The organism is Luteibacter sp. 9133 (assembly GCF_000800155.1).
GTDB classification, from domain to species: Bacteria; Pseudomonadota; Gammaproteobacteria; order Xanthomonadales; family Rhodanobacteraceae; genus Luteibacter; species Luteibacter mycovicinus.
Genome location: NZ_JUHO01000001.1, coordinates 2,246,544 through 2,273,425 on the forward strand (window position 1 = coordinate 2,246,544; position 26,882 = coordinate 2,273,425).

A 26,882-nucleotide genomic window follows, 5' to 3' on the forward strand; every position below is an offset into this window, starting at 1 on the left:
ATCGGTAAGGCATCCGGGGCCGTTTGCCGCACGGCGCAAGCAAGGGTCCCGGTCGTATACTGTGTGGATGAACCCCTCTCCCACCGCGACCGAGACGACCTTACACGACCAGGTTCGGGATGACGGCTTCGCCTTCGTCCAGGGAGACGACATGCGGGAGCTGGTGTCGAATATCGCACCGCTCGCGGACTGGGACACCTTTCGTGCCAGCTGGAACGCCCTGGAGCCCGACACCTATCTGGCAGCGACAGGACGGTTTCGCCGTCGTCGCCACGCCGTCTATGCCGCCGCTCGCTTCGGTCATGTCGAGCAGCGCCCGCATCAGGCGCATTTCCAGACGCTGGCTTACAACACGTTGCAGGGCGACATCGCCCGCTGGTTCGAGCCGGTGCTTCCGGAGATCGCCGGGGGAGCGACGCTGCGTGCGATCCTCGAATTCTGCCGCGACTTCTTCGGTGGATTGTCGCCGGAGATCGAGCAGTGGCACGTCGAAGTCCATCAGTTTCGCATCGAAGCCACGGCCGGCGCCGCCGGTGAACCGACTCCCGAAGGCAGCCATCGCGATGGCGTCGACTATGTCCTGGTTCTGCTGGTCGACCGCGAAAACATCGCCCGCGGCACGACGACCATCCACGCACCCGACGGCACGTCGCTGGGCGAGTTCACTCTCGCCCGCCCGCTGGATGCCGCGTTGATCCACGACCCCAGAGTGTTTCACGGCGTGACGCCGGTAACGCCGCTGGATCCGGGTCAGGCATCGCATCGCGATGTGCTGGTCGTGACATTTCGCGCCGCCTGATTCATCCACCGTTAGCCTGAGCGAAACTCCCGTCGCGCGGATTGCACCGCCGGTTCACGGCGTCTGCCGCGTACTGCGCCCTCCCCCGCGACGGAGTTGACGCCGTGACCTTTCGTATCGCCCCGCTTCTCGCCTTCGCCGCCCTGATCAGCGCACCCGCGTTCGCCCAGGACACGTCGAAGGTCGACAACACGCAGATCAATCAGCGCGACCGCCATACCGAGCATGCGACCCCGTTCGATCAGTCGAACGACCCTGCCGACATCAAGCTGGCGGCCAGCGTGCGCGCCGCCATTGTCGCCGATGACGGCCTTTCCAGCGCCGCCCACAACCTCAAGCTGATCGCCGCCAAGGGCGTGGTCACCCTTCGCGGCCCCGTCAAGGACGCCGCCGAAAAGGCGCGGGTCGAAAGCATCGTGCATTCCGTGGCCGGCGTGAGCCAGGTCGAAAACCAGCTCGATATCAAGCACTGAAAGCGAGGACCGTCATGAAAGCATCTGTCTACTGCACCACCCGTACCGTCGAGCAGGCCGAGCACATCGTGCTGGAACTGAAGCAGGCGGGCTTCACGAGCGACGACATTTCGGCGCTCCTGCCCGACCGCCGTGGCACCCGTGACTTCGCACACGAGCACCACACCAAGGCGCCCGAAGGCGCCACGACGGGTGGCGTCCTCGGCCTGGGTCTGGGCGCAGGCCTGGGCTGGCTTGCCGGCGTTGGCGCGCTCGCCATCCCCGGCGTGGGCCCGTTCATCGCGGCCGGACCGATCATGGCCGCCCTGGGCGGCGCCGCTGTAGGCACGGCCACCGGCGGCATCCTGGGTGCGCTGGTGGGCATGGGCATCCCGGAGTTCGAGGCCAAACGCTACGACGCGAAAGTTCGCGAAGGCAGCATTCTCATTTCGGTGCACACCGAAAGCGGTCGCCAGCGCGACGTGGCCAAGGATGTCTTCAAGCGAAACAACGCGGACGACATTTCCACCGGCTCGGAAGCCACCGCGCCGACGTGATGCAATGGACGGCACCGGCAAACGGTGCCGTCCGCCCCTACCGATATGGGGGCTCAAGGACGACGCCCCTGATCGAAGTATTGCCCGATCCGGGGCAATCCGTCTCAGGCCGGAATGGGATCGTCGTGGCACAATGGGCCGACCCACGATCGAAGCATGACCATGAACTCGTCCGGCAAATATGACTTCAAGCAGTTCCAGGACGAACTGGCCGCCCTCGACCGATTATCCGGCAATGCGACGACGAAGCCGGTCGTCGCGCCCGAGCCGGTGGCGCCAAAGCGCCGCGGCCGGCCCCCCAAGGTCGATCCCCTCGCGCCCGCCAGGGCGGAATTCGAGGCGCTGCGGCTTCGTTACCAGCTCAGTGTGGCTGACGTGGTGGCATGGTTTCCGCCTGAAGAGGGCATCGCGTACCTCCAGGGCCTGATCGCCAGCGCGGAACCGAAGCCGCGCAAGCCGCGCTCCAAGAAACCGTCTGTCGACGAATGACCCGCACCCGCACGCCCAGCCTGCGCTCGCTCCTTTTCTCCCTGAGTGGCGTGCACGGATCGATCGTGCCCATGATCTGGCGTCGCGTCCTCTACACCGTGCTTCTGTCGCTGATCGTGGTCCTGCTGGACCATCGCCTCTTCGCGCTCAAGGCCGGTCTCAATGCGGCACCGCTGACCCTCATGGGTCTCACGCTCGCCATCTTTCTCGGCTTCCGCAACACGGTGGCCTATCAGCGATGGTGGGAGGCCCGCACGCTCTGGGGCGAAATGATCATCGCCATGCGTAACCTGGCCCGCCAGCGTGTGGCATTTCTGCCGGGCATCGAAGCAGCGGACTCGCGCCGGCTTACGTATCACCTGATTGCCTATGCGCACACGCTGCGTCATCACCTGCGCGGCAGCGACCCCGCCACCGAGCTCGGGCGCTGGCTCGACCCGGCATCCTGCGAGGCCGTCCTCGCCATGCCCAATCGCCCGTCCGCCTTGTTGGCGCGCACCGGGGCCGCCTACGCGGAGATCGCCCGGGCGCTTCGCGTCGAACCCATCCTGCTGGCCGCGATCGACGCCGAACTCGGCAAGCTGTCGCATGTACTGGGTGGCTGCGAACGCATACAGGGCACACCCATCCCGTTCGCGTACATCCTGCTGCTGCATCGGACGGTACACATCTACTGCTTCCTGCTGCCGTTCTGCCTGGTCGGCCTGATGGGCTGGTTCACGCCTCTGGTCGTGGGTGTGCTGGCGTATACCTTCTTTGGCCTGGATGCGCTCGGCGACCAGATTGAAGATCCTTTCGGCACGCTGCCGAACGATCTGCCACTGGAGGCTTACAGCACCACGATCGAAAACGATCTGCTCGCCTTACAGGCCTCTCCCGCCTAGAAGACGTGACGCAAAAGCCAGAACAATCCCGCGGCCAGGGCGATGGATACCGGCAAGGTCAGCACCCACGCCATCAGCATGCTGCGCACCGTGCTCCACTGCAGACCCGAGCCGTTCGCGACCATCGAGCCGGCCACGCCCGAGGAGAGCACATGGGTCGTGCTCACCGGCAATCCGAAGCGATCGGCGGCACCGATCGTGAGCATGGCGACCACCTCCGCGGACGCGCCCTGCGCATAGGTCAGGTGCTGCTTGCCGATGCGCTCACCCACGGTGCGCACGATGCGCCGCCAGCCGACCATCGTGCCAAGGCCCAGCGCGATGGCGACGGCGACCTTGACCCAGGGCGGAATGAACTTGGTCGATTTGTCCAGTAAGCCGTGGTAGTTGCCGAGGATGGCGCTGTCCTCCGCACGGAACGCGGGTTTCTTGTCCTTTTCCATCAGGCGCAGCGCTTCCGAACTCAGGTACATGTTGTTGCGAACGTTGTTGACTTCATGTTCCGGCACGTCGGCCAGCGTGGGCCGGTTGGCGACCTGCGCGCCGATGCTGTCCGTGAGCTGGACCAGGGCGGCCATCGTCGTGGGCGTCGCCTCGCGCGACTGGATGTAGTGCTCGATCTCGCTGCGTGCCGATGTTACCGGCGCCGCACCCTGCGCGTACTTCTGCAGTGTCTCACTCGCATGGTGGGCGACCGAGACGAAGCTCTGCGTCTCATCCTGCGTCACCGCCCGATTCAGTGCATATGCGCTCGGCACGGTACCGATGAGAATCAGCATGATGAGGCCCATGCCCTTCTGGCCGTCATTGGAGCCATGCGCGAATGACACGCCGGTACAGGTCAGAATCAGCAGACTGCGTACCCAGAACGGCGGCGGTTTGTCGCCATGCGGTTCGGCGTACAACTCGGGTGCCTTGACGAACTTCTTCAGCAGCATCAGCAGGGCGAAAGCGAGACCGAAGCCGATCAGCGGCGAGAACAACAAGGCCTTGCCGACGCTCAGTGCCTGACTCCAGTCGACGGCGGCATTCGCATTACCGGGATTCATCATCTGGTTCATCAGGCCCACGCCGATGATCGAGCCGATCAGCGTGTGCGAACTCGACGATGGCAGCCCGAGATACCAGGTGCCCAGATTCCAGACGATCGATGCGAGCAGCAAGGCGAACACCATCGCGAAACCGGTCCCGCTGCCTACGTTGAGCACGAGTCCGATCGGTAGCAACTGCAACACCGCATAGGCCACCGCACCACTCGAGATCAGGACGCCCACGAAGTTCCAGCCACCGGACCAGACCACGGCGAAGGTAGCCGGCAACGACCGCGTGTAGATAACCGTCGCCACCGCATTGGCGGTGTCATGAAACCCGTTGACGAATTCGAAGCCCAGCGCGATCAACAGCGCGATGCCGAGCAGGACGTATTCGAATACCGGGCTGGTAGGCGCGACATGAAGGTCGTGGCCGAGCTGCATCGCAACGTAAACGGTTGCAACGAGCAATACCAGCGTAAAGATTCCCAGGCTGAGCAAGCGGGTTCGTGGCGACCCCGCGGCTTGTTCGGTCAGGACGGTACTGTTCATGGCTCGCCTCCGGTCTTGGTCGCCCAGAGGTAGCAAGCGCGTATGACACATAGGTGTCAGTCGCACCGGCGCGGTGTGAAGATGGTTTAAGCATGGTACTAATGCGTCATGCCGACCGCCCCGAAACTCGCCACGGCTCTCGCCACGTTCGCCGCCAGCGAATGTCGTCGAGCCATTCGGTCGCTGGGCGACAGCAAGCAACCACACAAGGGCATCCACGAAGCCCGCAAGGCTCTGCGGCGCCTGAAGAGCCTTTTGAGACTCGGGGCGACCGTGTTCGACGACGCCCTGCCACCACTCGAAATCGCCATCGATCGCCTCGCCGTAAGCCTCTCTTCCGTGCGCGACGCGCACGTCGCCGTTCTCACCGCCCGCTTGCTTGCCGGCGCCGACCCGTCCGATGGATGGAAGCACGCCATCGACGCGCTGGAACTACGCAGCGAGGGCCGGCTTACCGCGGCGCTGATCAAGGATCCCCGGTTTCTTGAGCGCCGCAAACGGATTCGCGAACTCGCCCACGCCATCGCCGCGCTTCCGTGGCGGAAACTGTCACGGCATGCCATCGAACACGCGCTCGCGAACTCGGAAAAGCGCGTCGCCAAAGCACGCAAGCGCATGCGCACGTCGGCGACGACGGCCAACCTGCACCGTTGGCGCAGGCGGGCCCGACGGTTGCGCATGCAACTGGAGTTGATCCGTAAGGCACGCAAGGCGGCCGGCATGCCCGCCTCGCACCATGCGGAACGCGACAAGGCACTCGCCAGGACGATGTCCGCCCTGTCCGACACGATAGGCAGCAAGCAGGATCTGCGCGCGCTGCGCAAGACCCTTCGCACCATCGTCGATCCCGACACCATGCCGGCGCTGATCGTCGCGATAACGCACGAGCTGAAGAAGCACCGCACGCCCACGATCGAATCGCTGCCTCAGCATCAGGGCGAATAGACCGGAATACCCTTTCTCCGTCCCAGCCCGACCGACGATCCCGCCTTCCGCCACCGTGCTCTTTGCCTGACCGCCTATGCGCTTCCGGCAAGTCGGCTCGCGACCGCGACGCCGTCACGCCGATCGATTGACCCACGTTGTCATGCGGGACATTTGAGCCACTGCGGTGGACGCAAAGTGGCTTGCGCAGTGCATCACGACCGGGACATCGCGTATACAGGATCGAGGAAGGAAATACCCTGCGATGCCGCAAAACGGGCGCTGCGGCTTTCATGGCGCCCGTCACATTTCGTCACATTTCAAATAGACAACGTTGTCATTCGGGACTAAACCGTAAGCGCTCAATCGTGGTTGGTCGTATCGCGCAAGGACGCGGTCAGGGGACGTGGACGCCGGCAATCCGCCGTGGTCGCGCGCGCCCCTTCCTTTTCAAGCACCACTCGATCCGGAGGCGCTCCATGTTCCCGAAAGCATCAGCTATGCGGTCTCGTGCGGTACTGGGCGGATGTACAGGCAGTCTCGCCATCGCCATCGCGCTCGCTCTTTCCTCGGTCGTCCCTGTGAATGCCGCGCACGCGGCCACCGCATGCGCCGCCGCCTGGCAGGCGGGCACGGTTTATACCGGTGGCAATGTGGCCAGCAAGAATGGCACCAACTACGTAGCCAACTGGTGGACCCAGGGCAACGATCCCGCCACGAACAGCGGCGGTGCCGGTTCCGGTCAGCCGTGGACCTCGCAGGGCGCCTGCGACGGCGGCACCACCACGCCGCCCACCGACCCGGGCAATCCGGGCGGCGATCCGCCGACCAACCCGCCGCCCGCGGCGGGCGACCTGCTGTTCAGTCCTTACAAGGACATCACGATCAACCTCGACTGGAACACCAACATCATGTCGACGCTGGTCACCGGAACGCGGATTCCGGTCGTCGGCAGCGGCAGCCTGGTTTCGACGCAGGTACCGAACATCGGTGCGATCACCCTCGCCTTCGCAACCGGCGAATGCGGCAGCGAGAACTGGGGCGGCGTTCCCGCCGCGGCATTTGCCAGCGCGAACATCGCGCGGCTCAACAGTGCAGGCGTGAATTACGTCGTCTCCACCGGCGGTCAGGCGGGAACGTTTACCTGCGGCAGCACCGCGGGCATGGCCAAGTTCATCCAGACGTACAACTCATCGCACCTCGTCGGCATCGACTTCGACATCGAGGCCGGCCAGACGCCCGCGCAGCTCAACGCGCTGATCGCCAATGCCAAGTATGCCGCGGGCCTGTATCCGAACCTGCGCTTCTCGTTCACGCTGGCCACCCTGGCCGCTTCGGACGGCAGCTACGGCGGCCTGAACAGCACCGGTGACACGGTGGTCCGTGCCGTGCTCGCATCCGGCCTGCAGAACTACACCATCAACCTCATGACGATGGATTACGGTGCGGCCGGTGCCGGTATCTGCGTGGTCAGCGGCGGTAGCTGCGACATGGGTCAGTCGGCCATCCAGGCGGCGAAGAACCTGCAGCACACCTACGGCATTCCGCTGACGAAGATCGAGCTCACGCCGATGATCGGTGTCAACGACGTGTCGAGCGAGACCTTCACCCTTCAGGACATCGACGAGGTGACGGCGTACGCCGCGACCAACAAGCTGGCCGGCGTGCACTTCTGGTCGCTCGACCGCGACACGCCATGCACCAACGGCAACAACGGCGGCTTTGCCTCGCCGACGTGCAACTCGGTGTCGGGCACCAGTGCCTTGCAGTACACCAGGCGCTTCCTGAGCGACCTCGGTCGCTGACGCGATACGCCGCCCCCGGCCGTGTCCGGGGGCGGCTTTACGGTACGTGTGCCGGGCGCTGGCGGCCGGGGACGGACAGCAACGCCTCGACGACCTCGGCGCGCCTGAAAGGTTTGGTGCAGATCGTGCAGCTGCTGTAGGCCGGCTTGATGCTGTCGCGCGCATAGCCGGTCATGAACACGACGTGCGCTCCACGAGCCAGGAGGGCATCGACGGCGGGATAGGAATACTCGCCGTGCAGGTTTACATCGACCAGCGCCGCATCGATGTAGGCGTCCGATGCGGCATGCCGGATCGCTTCATCGAGCCATCCGAACGGTCCGATGGCGTTGGCACCTGCCGATCGAAGGAGAACGACGAGCGACTGCGCGATGACGTAGTCGTCCTCGATCACCATGACCGCCTTGCCGGTCAGTTCCATACCCATGGTCTTCGCCCCCCCTCGCGGATCAGTAATGGACGCCGCGATTGTTCATCGGCATGTCGAGAACGTAGCGGACACCGTCTTCCTCCAGTTGCCAGGAGGGCCTGGCACGTAACGAGAACGCGAGCGCCTGCTCGATCAGTTCCCGTCCGAAACCCTTTCCGACCTCGCGGTTCGCGATCGCCACGCCACTTTCCTTCCACGTCAACGACAGCGTTTCCTCGCTCTCGCCGATGAGGCGCCAGGTCACGGCGAGGGTGCCACCACCGTCGTTCCGCAATGCACCGTACTTCACCGCGTTCGTTGTCAGCTCGTGCAGCGCCATGCACAGTGTCTGCGCCACGTCATAGCTGAGCGGCACGGCGGGACCCTCGATGGAGACCTTGCCGGCGGGCACCGGGTGAGCCTCCAGTTCCAGCCGAAGCATATCGCTCAGGTCGATCGACTCACCGGACTGGCTTCCCACCAGACCCTGCACACGGCTGAGCGCACCGAGACGGACGCTGAGTTCGTCGAGGCCCTGCGAACCTTTGACGGTGCGTCGGACGATGCTCTCCACGATGGTCAGCAGATTGCGCGTCCGATGCTGCAACTCGGCGATGAGCATCCTCTGTCGCGCTTCCGAGCGGGTCAGGCTCGTGATGTCCAGAAAGGTCACCACGACGCCGTCCACCTGCGCATCGGAAGCCTGATAAGGGGCGACGCGAAGGAGGTAGTGCCGCCGCCCGTCCTCGCTGGTGGTGCGCCGCTCGATCGGCGCGTGGTACCGGAAGACCTTGTCGATGTCCTCCGGCAGGGTGGGAATCAGCAGCTGCGTGGACAGATCCGTGATAGGCCTGCCGCGGTCGCTGCCCCGGATATTGAAGACCGTTGCGACAGCCGGTGTGTAGGAGCGTATGACGAGACCGCGATCCAGGAACACCGTCGCCACGTTCGTGCTGTCGAACAGGTTGATCAGGTCGCTGTTGGCCCGGTCGAGCGCGTCGATCTTGCCGTGAAGCTCGCCATTGACGGTGTGCAGTTCCTCGTTGACGGACTGCAGTTCCTCCTTGGATGCTTCGAGCTCCTCGTTGGTGGACTGGAGTTCTTCGTTGACCGAGACGAGTTCTTCGTTGGACGCTTTGAGTTCCTCGAGCGAGGTCTCGTACTCCTCTACCATCGACTGCAGGCGATCGCGCGTCTCGCGCAGTTCGTGTTCCACCTGCGAACCGTCGGCGCTGCCACGACCGAGGTGATCGATCGCATCGCCGCGACTCTGGACCACTCCCTGATCGACAAACAGGACGATGTATAGCGAATCGGCGGCGTCTCCGCCCTGAAGGGCCTCGACGTGCAGCGTGAGGACCTGGATGCGCCCGTCTTCGAGTTCCACCATGACGCCTTCGCGGCTGCTGGCACGGCCGCTCTCGACGCAGGCACGGAAGCAGGTTCGCAGATCGAGCCGGATATCCTTCCGCGCCATGGTCATAAGGTGACGGGTCGGCGCGCCTGCGGGCGGCTCGAGATACTTGCCCGTACGCGAGGAGTAATAGACAACGTCGCCATCGCGGTTGGCGACGACGTGCGCAGGCGCGAAGCGATCCAGCACCTGCTGATCCACCAGCTGGCGAAGACCGGTTCCCGGCACGTCGGTACGGCGTGGGGACATCACGGCGGCGTACCCGCCGGTACCCCGCGCGGGACCCACTGGAAGGCGCAGATTGCGAGTGCTGTCGGAACGGCGACGGAAGATACGATGGCGCTTCTCCAGGGATTCGAACAGATCGTCAAACAGACTGACATTTTCAGCGGAGCCCAGAAACAGGAAACCGCCCGGACGAAGGGCGTAATGAAAGATCGGAATCACCTGGCTCTGCACATCCGCGCCGAAATAAATCAGCAGATTGCGGCAGGACACGAGGTCGATGCGGGAAAACGGCGGATCGCGGATCAGGCTGTGCGGGGAGAAGATGCACAGGTCGCGCACTTCCCTGGCCACCACGTATGCGTCCCCGTCGGCGGTGAAGAATCGCTCGCGGCGCTCAGCGGACACGGATGTCATCAGTGCTTCCGGATAGCGAGCCGCGCGGGCCACGGAAAGCGCGCTGTCATCGATGTCGGTGGCGAACAACTGGACTTTCGGGGGCGCGCTCAACGCATCCATGTATTCGCGTACCACGATGGCGATGGAGTAAACCTCTTCACCCGTGGCACAGCCGGGCACCCAGAGGCGTACGACATCGTCGGCTCCCTTGTGCTCGAAGAGCCGGGGTATCACGCTGGCCGCCAGCGCGTCGAAAGCGGCAGCGTCCCGGAAGAAGCTGGTCACGCTGATCAGCAGGTCGCGGAACAACGCGTGCACCTCCTGCGCGTCCGTGCGAAGCAGCGCCAGATACTCATCCATCGAGCGCATGTCGTGTACCTGCATGCGTCGCTCCACGCGCCTGACGAAGGTTTTCGTCTTGTATCCGCTGAAGTCGTGTCCAAGCTGGCCACGCAGCAACTTGTAGATGTGGCCCAGCAGGTCGGCGCGGGACTGCTCCGCCTCCCTGGATGCGATGCCGGTCCGCTCGAGGGCATCCGCCGCGTGCATCATGTCGAGCAGGCGCGCCCCCATACGCTCGGCGGGCAAGGCGAAGTCGATGAAACCCGTGGAGATCGCCGTGTCCGGCATGCTGGGATGGCGCGGGCCGAAGCCATCGGGCGCCTGGGCCATGGTGATACCGCCGTGCTCCTTGATCGCCTTGACCCCCAGCGTCCCGTCTCCATCGCCTCCGGAAAGAACCACGCCGACGGACCGCTCGGCGAAGTCCGTGGCCAGCGACGCCAGGAGCAGATCGACAGGCTTGACCTCGCCGCGACCCACGGTCGCAGTGAGCACGAGGCGCCCCTGGGCGGTGGTCAGGGTGGCTCCTTCGGGCAGTACGTAGACATGCCCCGATTCCACAGGCGAATCATGGACAGCGACCGAGACGGGCCGGGAGGTGAAGCGCGCCAGTACCTCGTGCAGCAGGCTCTCGCGTTCGGGGTTCAGGTGGGTCGCGACGACGAAGGCGGCGTCCAGTTCATCCGGTACGCCCTGGAAAAAACCTTGCAGGGCTTCGATGCCACCGGCGGAAGCGCCGATACCCACGACGAGAAAGGTGTCTTCAAGGCTCATGGCGTCCCTCATCCTGGCGCCCGGCATCAAGAAGGCATGCCCATGCTCATGCGCACCGCCCCGGAAGTCAAATGGCCGCCGCGTCCCGCCACTGGCGGCGGATTCACGGATCGATCATAATAAGATCGATTCGCATTTCCATTCGCTTCTAGTCGGGCGACTTTCGCCCTCGGGACCACCATGCTTGCCACCTCCTTCCAGGCGCGTCGCCGCCTCGCCGTGTCCATCCGCGCCTCTCTGATCGGTGCGCTTCTCGTCACCGGTGCCGCACACGCGGCCGATGCATCCGCCCCGGACGATCAGAACAAGCACACGGACAACGTCACCACCCTGTCCGGCATGCAGGTAGCGGCGAATGTCGTCGCGCCTACGGCGGCCTACGCGGGTGGGCAGGTTGCCCAGGGCGGCCGCTTCGGCGTGCTGGGTAACCAGGACATGATGAACGTGCCTTTCAGCATGACCAGCTATACGGACACGCTGATCCGCAATCAGCAGGCCCGCTCGCTGGGTGACGTGGTCTCGAACGACCCGTCGGTCCGGACCGGTTTCGGCTACGGCAATTTCTCGCAGACCTTCGTGATCCGCGGTTTTCAGGTCGCCAGCGACGACATCGGCTTCGACGGTCTCTACGGTCTCCTGCCACGCCAGCTCCTGGCGCCGGAGCTGGTCAACCGCGTCGAGGTGTTCAAGGGTGCCAGCGCCTTTCTCAACGGCATCAGCCCGGGCGGCACGGCCGTCGGCGGCAATATCAACATCGCGCCCAAGCGCGCCGAGGCCGAGCCCATCACACGCATCGGCATGGACTGGGGCAGCGACAGCCAGATCGGCGAGAGCGTCGATATCGGCCGTCGGTTCGGCGCCGGCAAGGAATTCGGTATCCGCGTGAACGCCGTCCACCGCGAGGGTGGCGACGCCATCGATGGCGAAAAGCGTCGCGTTACCGCGCTCGGCGTCGCGTTCGACTTCCAGGGCGAGAACCTGCGCATCACGACCGATCTCGGTTATCAGAAGCAGGACATTACGGGTGGCCGTGCGGTCGTCTACAACGGCGGCCTGACCTATGTGCCGCGCGCGCCTTCGGCGAAGACCAACTATGCCCAGCCGTGGTCCAACTCGTCGCTGGAAGATACCTTCGGCGTGGTTCGTGCCGAATATGACTTCACCGACTGGCTGACCGGTTACGTGGCCGCCGGTGTCCATCACGGTAACGAGTATGGCGACTACGTGAGCCCGACGCTGCTCAACGGCAGCGGCAGCGCCACCGAGACGCGCTTCACCGTGCCCTATATCGCGGACACCGCCACCGGCGAAGCGGGTCTGAACGCCAAATTCGACGGCGACGTGAGCCAGCGCGTCAACGTGAGTTTCTCGGCACTCAATTTCCGCAAGAAGGCGGCGTACGCCGGCTCGCTGACGCCCATCCAGACCAACATCTACTCGCCGACCTACGTGCCGGTTCCGGCGTTCGACTACGACATCGGTCCTATTGCCGATCCGGGCATCACGGGGCGTACGATCCTTCGCAGCGTGGCGGTGTCCGACACCCTCGGCTTCATGGACGACCGCCTGCAGGTGACCCTCGGCGCCCGACGCCAGAAGCTCGAAGTACTCGGCTACGACTATGGCACCGAGGTGAAGAACTCGGAGTACAGCCAGTTCGCCAACAGCCCGATTGTCGGCGTCAATTTCCGTCTCGCCGACCAGTGGTCGATCTACGCCAACCACATCGAAGCGCTGACCCAGGGTGGCCAGGCGCCGGATACGTACGGTAGCCTGCCGGTGACGAATGCCGGCCAGGTATTCGCACCTTACAAATCGAAGCAAAACGAGGTCGGCGTCAAGTGGGACGCCGGCGAGTTCGGCAGCACGCTGTCGCTGTTCCAGATCAAGCAGCCCAACGCGTATGTCGATCCCTCGACGATCACCTACGTGGTCAACGGCGAACAGCGCAACCGCGGCGTCGAATGGAGCTTCTTCGGTGAACCGGTCAAGGGCCTGCGCCTGCTGGGCGGCGCCAACTACATCCAGCCGGAACAGACCGACACGCAGGACGGGGTCAACGAAGGCAAGGACTCGATCGGCACGCCGCGCTTCCAGGCCAACCTGGGCGCGGAGTGGGATATCCCGAACACGCCGGATATCTCGCTGAGCGCACGCGCCGTCCGCACGGGGAAGCAGTACCTGGATGCCGCCAACTCGCTGAAGCTGCCGGCATGGACCACCTATGACATCGGTGCACGTACCACGGCGCATCTGGAGGGTGTGCCCGTCACGTTCCGCCTGACGGTGCAGAACGTGGCCAACAAGGGCTACTGGGCCAGTGCCAACGGCGGTTACCTGAGCCAGGGAACGCCGCGTACGTTCATGGTGTCGGCTTCGTTCGACCTGTAAAGAGCATCGCCAGCGGGGCTGGCTCCTACAGGAGCCGGCCCTGCGCCGTAACACCGCTGCCACAAACGCCTCCTAGGCTCGTCACACGAACCGGGAGCGACCTTGAGCCACGAGACGCCGTCGAGTTGGGCGCGCTTGTTGGTCGACAAGGGTCCCACCCTCGCCAATTACTTCCTCCGCCGCGTCTCCCATCGCTGGGATGCGCAAGACCTCGTGCAGGAGGTCTACCTGCGCCTGCTGCGCAATGGTCAGGGCGATGCTTCGGACGTTCGCAACCCCGAAGCCTATCTGTTCACCGTCGCCGCCAACCTGGTCAAGGAACACGCGCAGATGAAACAGCGCGCGCCGATCAGCAGTGAAGGGCTCGAAGACGTTATCGAACGCCTCGCCACGCCATGCGACGCGGGCGCCGACGTCGATCGCGCGTTGCGCCGTGAACGACTGGCGAGACTGATCGGACGGCTTTCGCCGAAATGTCGCGCCGTCCTGGTCATGCATTACCGCGATGACCTGTCCTACCGCGAGATCGCGGAGCAGTTGTCGATCTCCACCAACATGGTCAAGAAATACATCGTCAAGGGACTGGCTACGTGCCGGCAAGGGATGCTGCGCTATGAATGAAGCACGGACGACGCGCGTATCGCGACGCACGACCGAAGAAGCTGCGGCCTGGCACCTCGACATGCGTGAGGAGGTCGACGCGGGCACCCGCCAGCGCTTTCTCGACTGGCTGCGCCGGTCGCCCCAGCATGTGGCCGAATACCTCGCCATCGCTCAGTTGCACGGTGAAATGCGCGCAGCGACGCTGGCCGAGATCGCTACGCTCGACGAACTGCGCGCACTGGCCGACAACGAACCGTCGGTGCTGCCGTTCGTTCGTGGCGGCCAGGCGTCCAGGGTCGCGGCACCGCAGGATGGGCAGCGACCATCCGCCGCAGCCGAACCCGCAACAGCCCACCGCCATGAGCGTCAGCGGGCCCGCACCGTCCGACGCCTCGCGATAGCCGCAAGCGTCGCGATGGCCGTGTCCATCGGACTCATCGGCGCATGGCCGGCCCGGGAAACCCCGGCAGTGCGCTATGCGGCGGACGCTGCCGCCGTCCGCAGCGTTGCACTCGATGACGGCACATGGCTCCAGCTTGCACCGGGCGCCGTGGTGGACGTTGCCTTCGATCTTCATGCACGCCGCATCACGCTGATCGCCGGCCACGCCAGTTTCGACATAGGCAAGGATCCCGCGCGCCCACTGTCCGTGATGGCGGGTGGCCAGCGGATCGACGACATCGGCACGGTCTTCAACGTCGGTCTTCGCGACGGCGAGACCGACGTCAGCGTAGTCAGCGGACGCGTGACCGTATCGCAGCGCCCCGTGGCATGGCTGGATCGCGCGAGCCAGCGCGTCACCGGCTCCGCATGGTCGACCGATCTTATCGTCGCGCTCGGCGCGGGCGAAGACGCACGCGTCGCCATGGACGGGCGTCTGCTGGGTCACGCCAATCACGCCACTGCCACGGTCGCCCCCTGGCTGCCGGCGGAGATCGCCTTCCACGGTAGCAGCGTGGCCGACGTGGCCCGGCGCTTCAACGCGTATACGCAGGCACCGCTGACCATCGACGACCCCGACCTGGCGGACAAACGTATCAGCGGCGTCTTCCACGCGAGCGACGTCGAGGCCTTTGTCAGCTACCTCGGCAGCCTGCCGAACGTCCGCGTGATCCGCGAACCAGGACGCATCCGGGTCGTTTCGGCGAAGCGCTAAACGACGCTGTAAGAAAAAATTCATCGAATCGGCGGTACCCGATGGCCCGCGAACGGACTCTTTGATGGGGTCGGCACCACACGTTGCCATGCTTCTACCCCTCAAAGGAAAGCGTTCCCATGCGTCATTCGCTCGCGCTCTGTATCGCCCTCGCCCTCGCCCTCGCGGCCACCGCCTCGCCCACGCTCCGCGCCGCCACGGTGAGCACGACACCGATCGCCGCCATGCCGCTGTCGCAGGCACTGGATCGCTTTGCGCAGGATTCGGGCTGGCAGGTGGTCTATGACACCAGCGTGCCGGACGACGCGCGCAGCACCGCCGCTCCGGGCGGCGTTACCGCCGAAAAGCAGCTGGCCACCCTGCTCCGCGGTACGCACCTGACCTACCGCTTCGTTACCCCGACGACGGTGAAGATCGTGCCGGGAAACGTCGGGGCCGGCCCGGCGCCGGCGAGGGAACTGCCCGCCATCGACACCCATGACGACGCGAAGAACCTCGCGCCGGTCAGCGTCTCAGCCAACGCGGTGGACACGCTGGCACCCAGCGCCGCGCCGCTCGACGCCACCCAGCCGACCTCGGTGATCGACGAGCGTTTCATCCGCGACGGCCTGCGTTTCAATGCCAACTTCGACGACATCATCAAGTACGCACCCAGCATCACCGTGACCTCACCCGAGGGTCCGGGCCTGGGCAAGAACGAAGGCATCAGCCTGCGTGGATTCCAGGATGGCCAGTTCAACATCACCTTCGACGGCATTCCCTTCGGCGACGCCAGCGACCTGCACCACACGACCTCGGCTTACTTCAACAATCATGTGCTCGGCCAGGCGGAGATCGACCGTGGCCCGGGTGGCGGCAGCACCATCGGTAACGCCACCTTCGGCGGCACCATCGCACTGCGCTCGCGCGATCCGTCCGACGAGCCGGGCATCACGCCCTACCTCACGCTGGGCAGCTGGGACACGCGGGCCGGCGGCGTCACCGCCGACGAAACCCTCGGCAACACGCGCGTGTTCGCCGACATCTCCAAGGAATCCAGCGATACCTACCTCAAAGGTACGGACGATCGCCGTGAGCACATCTTCCTGAAGACGATCACGCAGCTCGGTACCACCACCGAACTCACGTTCGTCACCAGTTACAACCGCGAACACCAGAACACCGTGCAGGGCGCGACCAAGGATGAAATCGACCGCTACGGCTGGCGTTTCGGGCTCGGCAACGATCCGACCTTGCAGAACTTCGCCGGTGCGAACAACGCCGCCTACTACTCCAGCTTCACTTATCTGGGTCTCACCAGCCAGGTCGGTGACTGGACCGTCGACGACAAGCTCTACTACAACAGCTTCGACCACTGGGCGCGCAAGGCCAGCGATGCGTCGGACATCGACCCTGCCGACAATGGCGTGACGTTTTACAATGCGGCCGGCAAGAAGGTGCGCACCGCGGCGGACGACGTGCCGGGCAAGTTGTCCGACTCCGGCTTTCATGCGTTCGGTAACGTGCTTCGCCTTGGCCGCGACCTCGGTCCCGGCACGCTGCAGACAGGTGTCTGGCTCGAACGAAACCTCGATGCGCGGTACCAGTATCCGCTCGACCTGACCACCGGCGAGAAGACCGGCACGAAGTACGGCCCCGTCCAGAACTACGAGCTGAGCGACCGCACCGACACGCTGCAGCCTTATCTCCAGTACGACTGGAAGGCCACGGACAGCATCACCGTGAGCCCCGGCGTGCGTTACTCGGAAGTCACGCGCAGCATCGATGCGCCGCTGAACAAGGTATCCCCGCCGGTGCCGCTCGATGCGGAAGCGACCTATCACGCTACCCTGCCCTCGATCAGCGTGCACGACCGCCTGAGCGATGAGTGGAGCGCGTATCTGCAGGCCGCCAGGGGCTTCCTCGCACCGCCCATCGACGTCATCCAGGTCAACGGCTCACACGGCCTCAGCCCGGAAACCACGAAGAACTACCAGCTGGGCACGGCCTTCGCGTCACGCCAGCTGACCTTCGGCGCCGATGTCTACTACATCGACTTTTCCAACTACATCACCGAGACCCAGGTCGCCACCGGCAACGGCAACGAGAGCACGTACGTCAACGGTGGCGGCGCCATCTACAAGGGTGCGGAAGTCGAAGGGACCTGGGCGCTGACGCGCACGCTGAGCCTTTACGGCAATGCCAGCTACAACAAGGCCACGTACAAGAACAGCAGCGTGCAGGTCGCCGGCACACCGAAGGTCACGGCCGCGCTGGGTTTGCTCTACAGCGGAAGCAACGGGTACTTCGGTTCGCTGATGGGCAAGTTCCTCGGCCACCAGTACGGTCTGGACAATACGACCGACGACGATGGCAACCTGGCGTTCCATAACGATCAGCGCATCGCCGGCTACATGAGCGTCGACGCCGCCGCCGGCTACCGCACGGACAAAGGCCCCGCCGGAACCAAGGGCTTTTCCGTGAGCATCGACGTCAACAACCTGTTCAACGTGCACAAGTACACCGGCTATGCCGGCACGCAGTCGGTCAGTGGCGATCCGCTCTACTTCGGGCTGCCCGGTCGCGGTATCTTTCTCGACCTGTCGGTGAAGCTGTGAGGGCCGCGCTCGCCCTACTCCTCGCTGCGGCGGTGCTTGCGGCGCCCATGGCGCATGCGAAAGATCACGTGCAGGTCGAGATCGTGCTAATGCGCCACGGCATCCGCTCGCCGACCAAACCCAACGCCAACTACGTCGATTATGCGAACGCCAGCTGGCCCGACTGGCCCGTGGCACCGGGCTTGCTCACGGCGCACGGTCATGAGGGCATGCGGGCCATCGGCTCGCGCCTTCGCCAGGAACTGGTCGCCGACGGTGCCATGTCGAAGTCATGCCCCACGGGATCCTCGCTGGTCCTCATCGGCGACAGCACGCCACGCAATCGCGAGAGCAGCGTGGCCCTGCGTGAAGGGCTGACGCCGGGCTGCGGCACGACGTACCTTGCCATGGACGGCGCGACCAACAACCCGCTGTTCCACTACCGCAAGGACGATGACGACGATGCGGCACCGGCAACCCTCGGATCAACGCCCCCTGCACTGGATGAACTGCAGTCCGTGCTGCTGGGCTGCGAAAGCGCTACGTGTGCCGACATCGCCCGACGCGACGGAAAGAAGCTCCTCTTGTCCACACCGGATGCGCTGCCGAAGGCCATGAAACTCGCTGGCACACTCAGCGAGAACCTGATGCTCGCCTATGTCGAAGGCATGCCGCTGAATACGGTAGCTTTCGGCCGCGGCGACGTCACGCGGCTTGGCCGGATCATCACGCTGCATAACGACCAGTTCGCCGTAACGAAGAAGGCCATGCCCGCCGCGTCGCTTGCGGCCTCCAACCTGGTTGCGCACATCGTTGCCACGCTGGATGCGGCCAATGGCGTCACGACGGACGTCGCATCCCTGACCCCGTCGCACCAGGGTGTCGTGGTGCTCGTCGGACACGACACCAATCTTGCGAACGTGGCGGGGGTCCTGGGCCTGGACTGGCACGATACATCGCGTCCGGACGATTACCCCCCGGGCGGTGCGCTGCTCATGGCGCTGGTCGAGCGCGATGGCAAACACCTGATCCGCATCGACACCCTGATGCCGTCCATGGAACAGCTACGCGAGGGGCGCTTCGATGCCATGCGTCGCAGGCCGGTTCACGTGGCCGGGTGCAGCCATCCGGGCGAATGCACGGTGGACGAGTTCGCCGCGATCGCGAAGCGCGGCATCGACCGGAGCCGGGTCGAAGGCGCCCTCCCCGCCATGCATGCCCAGTAGGCGCTCCGCACGCATTCAGAGCCCCGGTCTACGTCGGTCTGCCGCCCGGACGGTTTCGGCAGAAACCGATGCACCTTCAGCCTTCTGATCGTACGATGCGAACATCGTCACAGATCGGCCATGCGCCGCACTCGTGCGGGAGGGCGTCGACACCGTCGCCACGTCAGCGGAGCTATGCTCTGGGCCGACCATCGGGGAGAAAAGGAAGATGCAGCAAAATCAGGAAGCCGACACGTTCACGATGGGCGAGATCATCTTCGACGCCGTGGAGATGAACGAGGCCGCCGTATCGGGCAATCTCGACGTAAGCCGTTTTCGTGCACGTCGCATCGCCTCGCTCGCGGCGCCCGAAGGACTCGACGGCATCGCCGAAGCCGCGCACGCCCTCACCCGCCTGCTCGGGCCGCCCGGTTCCGAGCCGCTCCCAGGCTACGGCGCCGCCATGGTGAACGTATCCACCGAGATCGACCGGGCCTTCGGCGAAGGCTGAGATCGGCCAGGGCGCCCGTCAGGGCAAGGCCAGCTTCGCCAGCTCCGCTTCCGACCACTCACCTCGTGCCTCCTTGGCCGCGACACGATCCTCGCAGCCGGGTGTCGCAAGGTCGAGGACGAACGGGTCGACCCGGCGTCCTTCCACGATGGAATAGAACACCCGGACCAGCGGCTGGGTGAGCGAGTCGCGCGAGCCGTCGAGCACCACGGCCAGCCTGCCCGACTCGAGGCGGACAAGGGCACCGGTGGGGTAGACGCCGACCGTGCGGACGAAGGCGCGGAACAGGCGGGGGTCGAAGTGGCCGCGCCAGCTCGCCATGCGCTGAACCGCATGCGCCGGGTCCCAGCCTTTCTTGTACGGGCGATCCGAAGTGATCGCGTCGTACACGTCGCAGATGGCGGTCATGCGCGCCAGCCGTGTGATCTGTTCACCGACCAGCCCGTGCGGGTAGCCGGTGCCGTCGAATTTCTCATGGTGGTGCAGGCATGCATCCACCGCCTCGTTATCGACACCGCCCCGGCTGACCAGCAGGCGGTGGCCCATCTGCGGATGCTTGCGGACCTGATTCGTCTCGGTGACGCTGAGTTCCATCGGCTTATTCAGCACCTCAAGGGGTACCTGCGACTTGCCGACGTCATGCAGCATCCCCGCCATGCCAGCCGCGCGCACGCGCAGGGCATCCAGACCCAGGTGCCGGGCGAAGCTCAGCATGAGCGCAGCCACGGCGACGGAGTGCATATAGGTGTAGTCGTCCGCGGTCTTGAGGCGGACGAGGCTCAGCAAAGCCGAGGGATGCGCCTCGATCGAACGCGACATGTCGTCGACCAGCTCGCGCGCGGCCACGGCATCGATGCCTCGTCCCAGCCGCGCGTCCTGAAACATACGCACGACCACACCGCGCGCCCGTTCGCACAGGGCGGCTGCGGTGGCCACGGGGTCCGGAACGGAAACGGCCGCGGGTGACGCGGCGGGGTGTTCGCCCGGCGTGACATCGTTCTCCGCCTCGCCGCCGGACCCGCCCGCCGCTACCGGAACGTCTGCCGGCGGAACGTCCATTCCGCGGTCGGTATCGATCCAGATGGTCGGCACGTCGAGCGCGCGGAGCGTCGCCAGATCGTCCGGTGCTTCAAGCAGGAACTTCGTCCGCCAGAAGGGATGCGACACCCATGACACCCCGACCTTGTGGACGAACATGCCCAGCCTCAGGTCTCCCATCGGAATTTCCTTGAGCGGCGAACCACGCTCCACGATCGTCATCCCGCCCCTTCTGTGACCCCCGTCACATTTGCAAAGCTATCGGCGCGACGCGAATTCGGCTGAATAGGCCAAAAGTCATGGGTCCGGCCAAAGTCACCCAAACGTCACCGGAGAAGCTTAGTATCGGCTTAGCTTTCTATTTCGTTTCGCAGGACCCCGATGTCACAGCTGCTGTTTCTTGGATCGGCCGGACTTATCGGCATCGTCCTCACCATGGTCGTCGCGGCGGCACCTGCTTCCTCACGGGCCGCGAACGCAGTGACCGCCGTGCTGGTACCAGGCCTGGCTTATGTCGCCTGGCGGCTCGGCGAATGCATTGCCCCGCTGGCCGCCACCATCGACCCACGCGACCCGGTGGAAGCCTTCGATCTGTGGCTGGTCGGAGCGACATCCCTGCTGACGGTGGCGGCGATCAGCTGCGTCGTTCGTCTGCTCATCCTGGCGCTCCGGCGCGAGCCGGCAGCGCAAAGCGCCCACCTCGCGCGCTGACCCCGAGCAGGCAGCAACGCCGCGCCGCACCACGCACCCCGCCCCGACTCAGAACTCCTGCCAGACCGCTTCCTCGACACGCACCGGTGCGGAGCGCGGCTGGGCGGGCAGGCGCGCCGGCATCGGCTCCGTCACGGGGGCGGCTTGCAGGCGGCTCACCGCCGCAGTGGCAGGTGCCACTCCGGCCCGTTCATCGCCCAGCCTGAAGAACGCCACATCGCGCATCAGCGCCTCGGCCAGTTCCAGCGTGGCCCGGCTGGCGGCGCTGGCTTCTTCGACCAGCGCCGCGTTCTGCTGGGTGACCTCGTCCAGCGCGGAGACCGCCTGATTGACCTGGTCCACACCGGCCGACTGCTCCACCGAAGCGGCGGCTATCTCGCCGACGAGCCCCGATACGGCGCCCACGTCACTGACCATGCCCGCCAACGAGCGTCCGGTCGACTCCACCAGTTCCTTACCCTGCCCGACTTCGTCACGCGTGCTCGCGATCAGGCGACGGATATCCTTCGCCGCCGCCGCACTGCGCTGCGCCAGCGCACGAACTTCGGCCGCCACGACGGTGAAGCCCCGACCCTGTTCACCCGCACGCGCCGCTTCCACCGCGGCATTGAGCGCGAGCAGGTTCGTCTGAAAAGCGATCTCGTCGATCAGCACGGCCATTTCCCCGATATCGGTGCTCGCCTGCGAAATGCGCCCCATCGCCTCGACCGCCGTGCTGGCGATCGTGTGGCTGGCCTGCGCATCGTTGCGTAGCTTGTCGGCCAGACGCTGGGTATGGGCCGCCGCGTCCGCGTTCTGCTTCACCGTCGCCGCCATCTCCTCCATGGACGCCGCGGTTTCCTCGAGCGACGACGCCTGCTCCTGCGTCCGGTTGGAAAGATCGTCGTTACCGGCGGACATGTCACGCGCGGCGGCATTTACCTGCACGGCGTTTTCCCGTACGCGACGCACGATCAGCGTCAGCTGCTCGTCCATCGCGGCAAGCGCGCGCAAGGTGTCGCTCAGCTCATCGTTCCCGCTCACCGTCAGCTGGTTGCCGAGCTGGCCATCGCGTATCTGCGAAGCCAGTGCCCGGGCCTCGAGCAACGGTCGCATCACCGCGCGGCGGAGGAAGAAGCCGATGACGGCAATCGCCACGGCGCCGACGACGAGCGCGATCAGCGCCTCGACCGCCGAGCGCTCTCCGTCGGCAACCATGCCGTCGTAGGTCGCCTTGGCCTGCTCGCGGTTGATCGTAACCAGCTGCGCGATGAGATCCGTCTCCTTCTGCAAGGACGGGCCCACCACGGTGAGCATGTTGTGCGTCGCCGCGGCATGGTCGCGTTTGAGCAATTCCAGCTGAGCGTCGACCAGCGGCCGCACGGCACTCCGCGCGGCGATGAAGGCGTCCGCGGCGGCGCGCTCGCGGTCGGTATCCACATGGTCCGGGTAATAACGCTTCCACATTTCATCGCCCTCGGCACGCAGGACCTGAATCCGGGCATGAGCCACATCCGAGGCATCCGGCGCATCCGTGAGCAGCGACCGGTTCAGCGCCGTTCGCTGCTGGTCGATGTGATGGCGAACGTCCGTCACCTCGGCGATCGGCACCAGCGCCTCGCCGTAAATCCGATGGGCGCCCTGATCCGCCGCACGAATGCCGCGCAACCCCACGAAGCCAACGACGACGGCGATGCCCACCGACGCGGCGACCGTACCCAGGATCCTGATTCCGATCTTCATGCCTCACCCCCGTTGTGACGTACGTCACACTTTGCAGGAGTATCGGCCGCTGCCGAATTTACTTAATGCATCAAGCCAGGCGCATGTCCCGGGAGCCCCTCAAGGCGAGATCCCGTGTTTCTCCCCCTCGAGGAAATGCCCGAAGGCCGCGAGCGGCCGGATCCGGTCGCAGACGATCTTGGTGATCGCCAGCATCGGTACGGCGAGAATCGCGCCGGGCACGCCCCACATCCAGTCCCAGAACAACAGGGAGATGATCACCAGCACCGGATTGAGGGTGAACCGGCGCGCCAGCAGCATGGGCGTGATGGTCTCGCCCTCGATCACATGGATCGCCCCGTAGAGAATCATCGGCATGAAGGCCTTCCACAACGGATCGAGGCTGAGCATGCCCACCCCCAGAAAGGTCACCACGCCGACCAGCGGGCCCAGGATCGGTACGTAGTTGAGCAGGAAGGCCACCGCACCCCAAAGCGCCGCATCGGGCAAGCCGAGTGCCCACATGGCCAGGCCGGTGGCGACACCGACCGCCGCGTTCATCACCGTGATGGTCACCAGATACGACGACACGTCCGACTCGACCTGCTGGGATATATCGATGACCTGACGTTTGTCCTTGAAGCGGGGCATCACCTCGACCAGCCTGCGAAGGAAGGTATCGCCGGAATTGAGGAGGAAGAACAGGACCAGAAAGGTGGTCAGGAATTCCGAGGTAAAGGTCTGTACGCCGGACAGGATGGCCGACTGGATGTCGGCCGTTCCGGCGGACGCCGGCTGCGCTGGCTGCGCCGGATGACCCTCGTCGCCGGCGCCGACCATGCCCCTGGCGTGCGCGAGCATGCCCTTCAGGCTGTCGAGCGGACCACTGATCACCTTGACCCGTTCCTGCAGGCGGGGCAGGCCTTCCGGCAGTCGCTTCGCCCAGTTCGCGGCGGGACCGCTCAGGGCACTGCCCAGCCCGGCGATGATGCCGAACAGCGCAAGGATCATCAGCAACGAGGCGAGCACGCGCGGCACGCGCAGTCGGGACAGCAGACGCATGACGGGCTGAAGGAGCAGTTTCAGGATGAAAGCGAGGACGACCGGAAGGATCACCTCGCGTGCCACGAAGGACGCCGCCAGCACGGCGAGCAGGAAGAGGCCGCCGAGAAAGACCGTCTTCGGGTCACTCGGCAGCGGCATCTCCGCGTCTTCGGCGGCGCTGTCCAGCGCTTTGGAAACCTCGGGTTCGACGGTCGGTTTCGTCTCGGGCACGCTGCTGTTCATGGGTTCCCCTGGGGCATCGGTCGTTTTCGACGCGGAGTGGAGCACGCACGATGAGCGCCCCGCGTGAAAACGCACTCAGGGTGCGGCGGTGGCGTAACGCCTGCAGTGCTCCAGATAACCGCCTTCGTGCGCCTGGACCAGTTCCACGACACTGCGCCAGAGCCACGAGGGAGCATCGATGTTGGCCGGGCGGTTACGCGCGAGCTCGCCCAGCCAGGCCTTGCGGCGTTCGCGGGTGAGCTGGCGGGCGTGCGCACGGCCGACGACGTTGCCGAGGTAACGCGCGACGTCCATTGCCTCGCCCTCCTCCATCCGCTCGATGTCGACCTTGAGATCCTGCGGTCTGAGCTCACGCACGAAGACCGAGCGTCCCTGCACCTTGCCACCGAGCATCCGCTGGCCGAGGTTGGGTGCGAGATGCAGGGCACCCTCACGCACCCGCGTCGCGTTATCGCGCGGCATGATCGCTTCCGCGCTGCGCGGCGCGGCGGCGCGCAGCGCTTCCTTGACGTCGACCAGGCAGAGTTCGCCCTTGCCTTCGCCGACGCGCACCAGCAACGCGTAACGCAAGCGTCCGAGCGAGCTGCATCCCTTGACCCAGTACTTCGCATCGACCAGTTCGATCGCCGCGTCATCGGCGCGATGCACGATCTGCGTGACCAGCGAACGCATGCCTTCCGTGTGCACGAGCGCGCGCAGTTCTTCCAGTTCCTCCTCCGTCACCGGCCAGAAACGACGTCCTTCGGGGATGCGAGGATGCGCCCCGTCGATGCGCTCGCGCGCAAGGTCTTTCCACCGCCGCCTGAGCGCCGTCTTCATCACCAGCTTGATCGACGGCGGCCGGTCGACGAGACGGTACTCCTTGCGGCCGCTGCCCATCGCCCGCTCGTAGCCATCGATCAGCTGTTCCACCATGCGCGCCGTCACCACGCCTGGCAGATCCGAGCCGCGCGCCGCGGTGGCTAGCGATACCGCGAGCCGCACGATGTCGTGGGCGGGGTTGCCGATGACCGACTGGTCGAGATCGCGGATCTGGATATCGATGCCGCCTTGCATATCGGCCACCGGTCCGATGTTGCTGACATGACAGTCGCCGCAGATCCACAGGTCGGGACCGCTGGGCAATGTACGTCCGGCTCTCTCCAGCCACTCATAGAACTGCACGGTGTTACCGCGCACGAAGGCGTGCGCCGAGCGCGCCATCTTCAGATTGCGCAGTGACGCGAGACGGGGAGCGCGCTCCTCCGGTGTCTTTGGAACGATCTTCGCCATGCTCGCCTCGTAAGTTCTTGCGCATCGTTTCGATGCGCAACCAACCACGAAGCTTGAACAGCGTCCGGTGAAAACGCCGTTGCAGAAGCGCGCACGTGCGCAAGCTCCTGGAGCGACCGTGCCCTAGTGAAGACCGGACGCGGCGCTCGCACCCGAAGGCAACGCAGCGACCGCGGGCAAGCGCATCGAAATCGTCGCCGCCGCCACGAGCAACACGACCGCGGATGCCACGAAGACGCCGGTCGCACCCGACGCATCGAAGATCACGCCACCTACCGCGGCACCCAGTGTGATCGCGAGCTGCACGGCAGCGACGATCAGGCCACCGCCGCTCTCGGCCTCATCGGGCACGGTCCGCGTGATCCACGTCGTCCAGGCGACCGGCACGCAGCCGAACGCCATGCCCCACAGCGAGACGAGCACGGCATCGGCGACGGGCGCACGACCGAGCGTGACCAGCGCCAGCGCCATCGCACCCATCGCGAGCGGCATCAACAGGAGCATGAGCCGCAGATTGCGCTCCAGAAGGAAGCCGGCCAGCGAGGTGCCGACGAAATTGGCGATACCGAAACCCAGCAACATCGCGGACAGGCCGTTGACGCCCACGCCGGTGACCGTTTCGAGGAAGGGGCGCAGATAGGTGAAGAACGCGAAGTGTCCGGTGAAGACCAGAATCACCGCGACCATGCCCGTGCGCATCGCGGGACGTTTCATCACCTTGAGCAGCGTACCCATGCGTGCGGCGCCGTTCGACGGCATGCGCGGCAGCGTGAACCACTGCCACACCAGGGCGAACACGCCGATCGCGGTGGCGATCAGAAACACGTTGCGCCAGCCGATCAGATGGCCGAAGTAGCTCCCGAGTGGCGCCGCGGCTACGGTGGCCACGGATACGCCGCTGAAGATGATCGACAGCGCACGCGGCACCATCGCTTCGGGCACGAGCCGCATGGCGGTCGCCGCCGACATCGTCCAGAAACCGCCGATGGCGACACCCAGCAGGACGCGACCGAGCAGCATCACGGACAGGTTGGGCGCATAGGCGACCAGCAGGTTGGAGCCGATCAGCAGGACCGAGAAGGCGAGCAGGACCAGCCGGCGATCGGTGTTGCGGGTGACCACGGAAATCACCAGGCTGGTGAACAGCGCCACCACGGCGGTCGCCGTGACCGTCTGCCCGGCCATGCCTTCGGTGACGCCGAGCGTGAGCGCCATGGGGGTGAGCAGGCTGGCCGGGAGGAATTCGGCGGTGATCAGCCCGAAGACGCCAAGCGTCATGGCGAAGACCGCTCCCCAGGCGGGAGCCGTCGTTTCCGTCACCGCGTCGGCGGTGTCTGCGCAGGTATCCATGTGGTCGGTATCTTGGTCGGGGAAA

The 26,882-nt window shown here is 65.3% G+C and carries 22 protein-coding genes; 14 read left to right on the forward strand and 8 right to left on the reverse strand.

The features are described 5' to 3' along the window. Positions 1-67: 67 nt before the first annotated feature. From FA87_RS09680 to FA87_RS09700, 5 genes are all read left to right on the forward strand, one after another. The gene (locus FA87_RS09680) at positions 68-799 is read left to right on the forward strand and encodes a 2OG-Fe dioxygenase family protein (protein ID WP_043694169.1); all 732 of its coding nucleotides are present in this window, start codon (positions 68-70) and stop codon (positions 797-799) included. A 104-nt stretch (positions 800-903) separates the two neighbouring features. Then, entirely contained in the window at positions 904-1,272 is a 369-nt protein-coding gene (locus tag FA87_RS09685) for a BON domain-containing protein (protein ID WP_036112919.1), read from the forward strand. A gap of 14 nt (positions 1,273-1,286) precedes the next feature. Next, positions 1,287-1,808, forward strand: coding sequence for a hypothetical protein (locus FA87_RS09690; protein ID WP_043694172.1), 522 nt, complete (start codon positions 1,287-1,289; stop codon positions 1,806-1,808). Positions 1,809-1,964: 156 nt separating this feature from the next. Continuing rightward, positions 1,965-2,297 (forward strand): hypothetical protein, encoded by a 333-nt coding sequence (locus FA87_RS09695; protein ID WP_043694175.1) that lies wholly within the window; start codon positions 1,965-1,967, stop codon positions 2,295-2,297. After that, positions 2,294-3,181, forward strand: a complete 888-nt coding sequence (locus tag FA87_RS09700) for a bestrophin family protein (protein ID WP_036112915.1) — start codon at positions 2,294-2,296, stop codon at positions 3,179-3,181. Before FA87_RS09695 ends, FA87_RS09700 begins: the two co-directional genes overlap by 4 nt. On the opposite strand, the gene FA87_RS09705 is transcribed toward FA87_RS09700, so the two are convergent. After that, positions 3,178-4,764 carry an inorganic phosphate transporter gene (locus FA87_RS09705; protein ID WP_036112914.1) on the reverse strand — a complete coding sequence of 529 codons (1,587 nt, stop codon included), beginning with the start codon at positions 4,762-4,764 and terminating at the stop codon, positions 3,178-3,180. The genes FA87_RS09700 and FA87_RS09705 overlap by 4 nt on opposite strands. 108 nt (positions 4,765-4,872) lie before the next feature. On the opposite strand from FA87_RS09705, the gene FA87_RS09710 reads away from it, so the two are divergent. Together FA87_RS09710 and FA87_RS09715 are read left to right on the forward strand one after the other, a co-directional pair. Beyond that, positions 4,873-5,709, forward strand: a complete 837-nt coding sequence (locus FA87_RS09710; RefSeq protein WP_043694177.1) for a CHAD domain-containing protein — start codon at positions 4,873-4,875, stop codon at positions 5,707-5,709. A gap of 479 nt (positions 5,710-6,188) precedes the next feature. Next, the gene (locus tag FA87_RS09715; protein WP_043694180.1) at positions 6,189-7,493 is read left to right on the forward strand and encodes a carbohydrate-binding protein; all 1,305 of its coding nucleotides are present in this window, start codon (positions 6,189-6,191) and stop codon (positions 7,491-7,493) included. A 37-nt stretch (positions 7,494-7,530) separates the two neighbouring features. On the opposite strand, the gene FA87_RS09720 is transcribed toward FA87_RS09715, so the two are convergent. Next, positions 7,531-7,920, reverse strand: coding sequence for a response regulator (locus FA87_RS09720; protein WP_043694182.1), 390 nt, complete (start codon positions 7,918-7,920; stop codon positions 7,531-7,533). 22 nt (positions 7,921-7,942) lie between these two features. Further along, positions 7,943-11,056, reverse strand: coding sequence for a CheR family methyltransferase (locus FA87_RS09725; protein WP_043694184.1), 3,114 nt, complete (start codon positions 11,054-11,056; stop codon positions 7,943-7,945). Positions 11,057-11,236: 180 nt separating this feature from the next. Between FA87_RS09725 and FA87_RS09730 the strand changes: the two genes are divergently transcribed. From FA87_RS09730 to FA87_RS09755, 6 genes are all read left to right on the forward strand, one after another. Continuing rightward, a complete protein-coding gene (locus tag FA87_RS09730; protein ID WP_043694187.1) occupies positions 11,237-13,447 on the forward strand; it encodes a TonB-dependent siderophore receptor in 2,211 nt (736 codons plus the stop codon). A 102-nt stretch (positions 13,448-13,549) separates the two neighbouring features. Beyond that, the gene (locus tag FA87_RS09735) at positions 13,550-14,068 is read left to right on the forward strand and encodes an RNA polymerase sigma factor (protein ID WP_043694190.1); all 519 of its coding nucleotides are present in this window, start codon (positions 13,550-13,552) and stop codon (positions 14,066-14,068) included. Continuing rightward, on the forward strand, positions 14,061-15,206 hold the full coding sequence (locus FA87_RS09740) for a FecR domain-containing protein (protein ID WP_043694193.1): 1,146 nt from the start codon (positions 14,061-14,063) through the stop codon (positions 15,204-15,206). The genes FA87_RS09735 and FA87_RS09740 overlap by 8 nt, the downstream gene beginning before the upstream one ends. A 119-nt stretch (positions 15,207-15,325) precedes the next feature. Beyond that, complete coding sequence (locus tag FA87_RS09745) at positions 15,326-17,803, forward strand: TonB-dependent receptor (protein WP_043694195.1); 2,478 nt, start codon at positions 15,326-15,328, stop codon at positions 17,801-17,803. Positions 17,804-17,850: 47 nt separating this feature from the next. Beyond that, entirely contained in the window at positions 17,851-19,008 is a 1,158-nt protein-coding gene (locus tag FA87_RS09750) for a hypothetical protein (protein WP_052191265.1), read from the forward strand. A gap of 208 nt (positions 19,009-19,216) precedes the next feature. After that, positions 19,217-19,498: a hypothetical protein gene (locus FA87_RS09755; RefSeq protein ID WP_036112893.1), complete on the forward strand. Its 282-nt coding sequence runs from the start codon at positions 19,217-19,219 to the stop codon at positions 19,496-19,498. Between the two features lie 18 nt (positions 19,499-19,516). Here the strand turns inward: FA87_RS09755 and FA87_RS09760 are convergent, their stop codons facing one another. Beyond that, entirely contained in the window at positions 19,517-20,758 is a 1,242-nt protein-coding gene (locus FA87_RS09760; RefSeq protein WP_043694200.1) for an HD-GYP domain-containing protein, read from the reverse strand. A 159-nt stretch (positions 20,759-20,917) separates the two neighbouring features. Between FA87_RS09760 and FA87_RS19890 the strand changes: the two genes are divergently transcribed. Then, positions 20,918-21,247 (forward strand): hypothetical protein, encoded by a 330-nt coding sequence (locus FA87_RS19890; protein ID WP_052191266.1) that lies wholly within the window; start codon positions 20,918-20,920, stop codon positions 21,245-21,247. A gap of 48 nt (positions 21,248-21,295) precedes the next feature. Here the strand turns inward: FA87_RS19890 and FA87_RS09765 are convergent, their stop codons facing one another. From FA87_RS09765 to FA87_RS09780, 4 genes are all read right to left on the reverse strand, one after another. Then, a complete protein-coding gene (locus tag FA87_RS09765; RefSeq protein WP_043694203.1) occupies positions 21,296-22,969 on the reverse strand; it encodes a methyl-accepting chemotaxis protein in 1,674 nt (557 codons plus the stop codon). Positions 22,970-23,068: 99 nt separating this feature from the next. After that, positions 23,069-24,235 (reverse strand): AI-2E family transporter, encoded by a 1,167-nt coding sequence (locus FA87_RS09770; RefSeq protein ID WP_081996547.1) that lies wholly within the window; start codon positions 24,233-24,235, stop codon positions 23,069-23,071. Positions 24,236-24,310: 75 nt separating this feature from the next. Then, a complete protein-coding gene (locus FA87_RS09775) occupies positions 24,311-25,507 on the reverse strand; it encodes a DUF2252 family protein (RefSeq protein ID WP_036112882.1) in 1,197 nt (398 codons plus the stop codon). 123 nt (positions 25,508-25,630) lie between these two features. After that, complete coding sequence (locus FA87_RS09780) at positions 25,631-26,857, reverse strand: MFS transporter (RefSeq protein WP_043694207.1); 1,227 nt, start codon at positions 26,855-26,857, stop codon at positions 25,631-25,633. Positions 26,858-26,882: the final 25 nt, after the last annotated feature.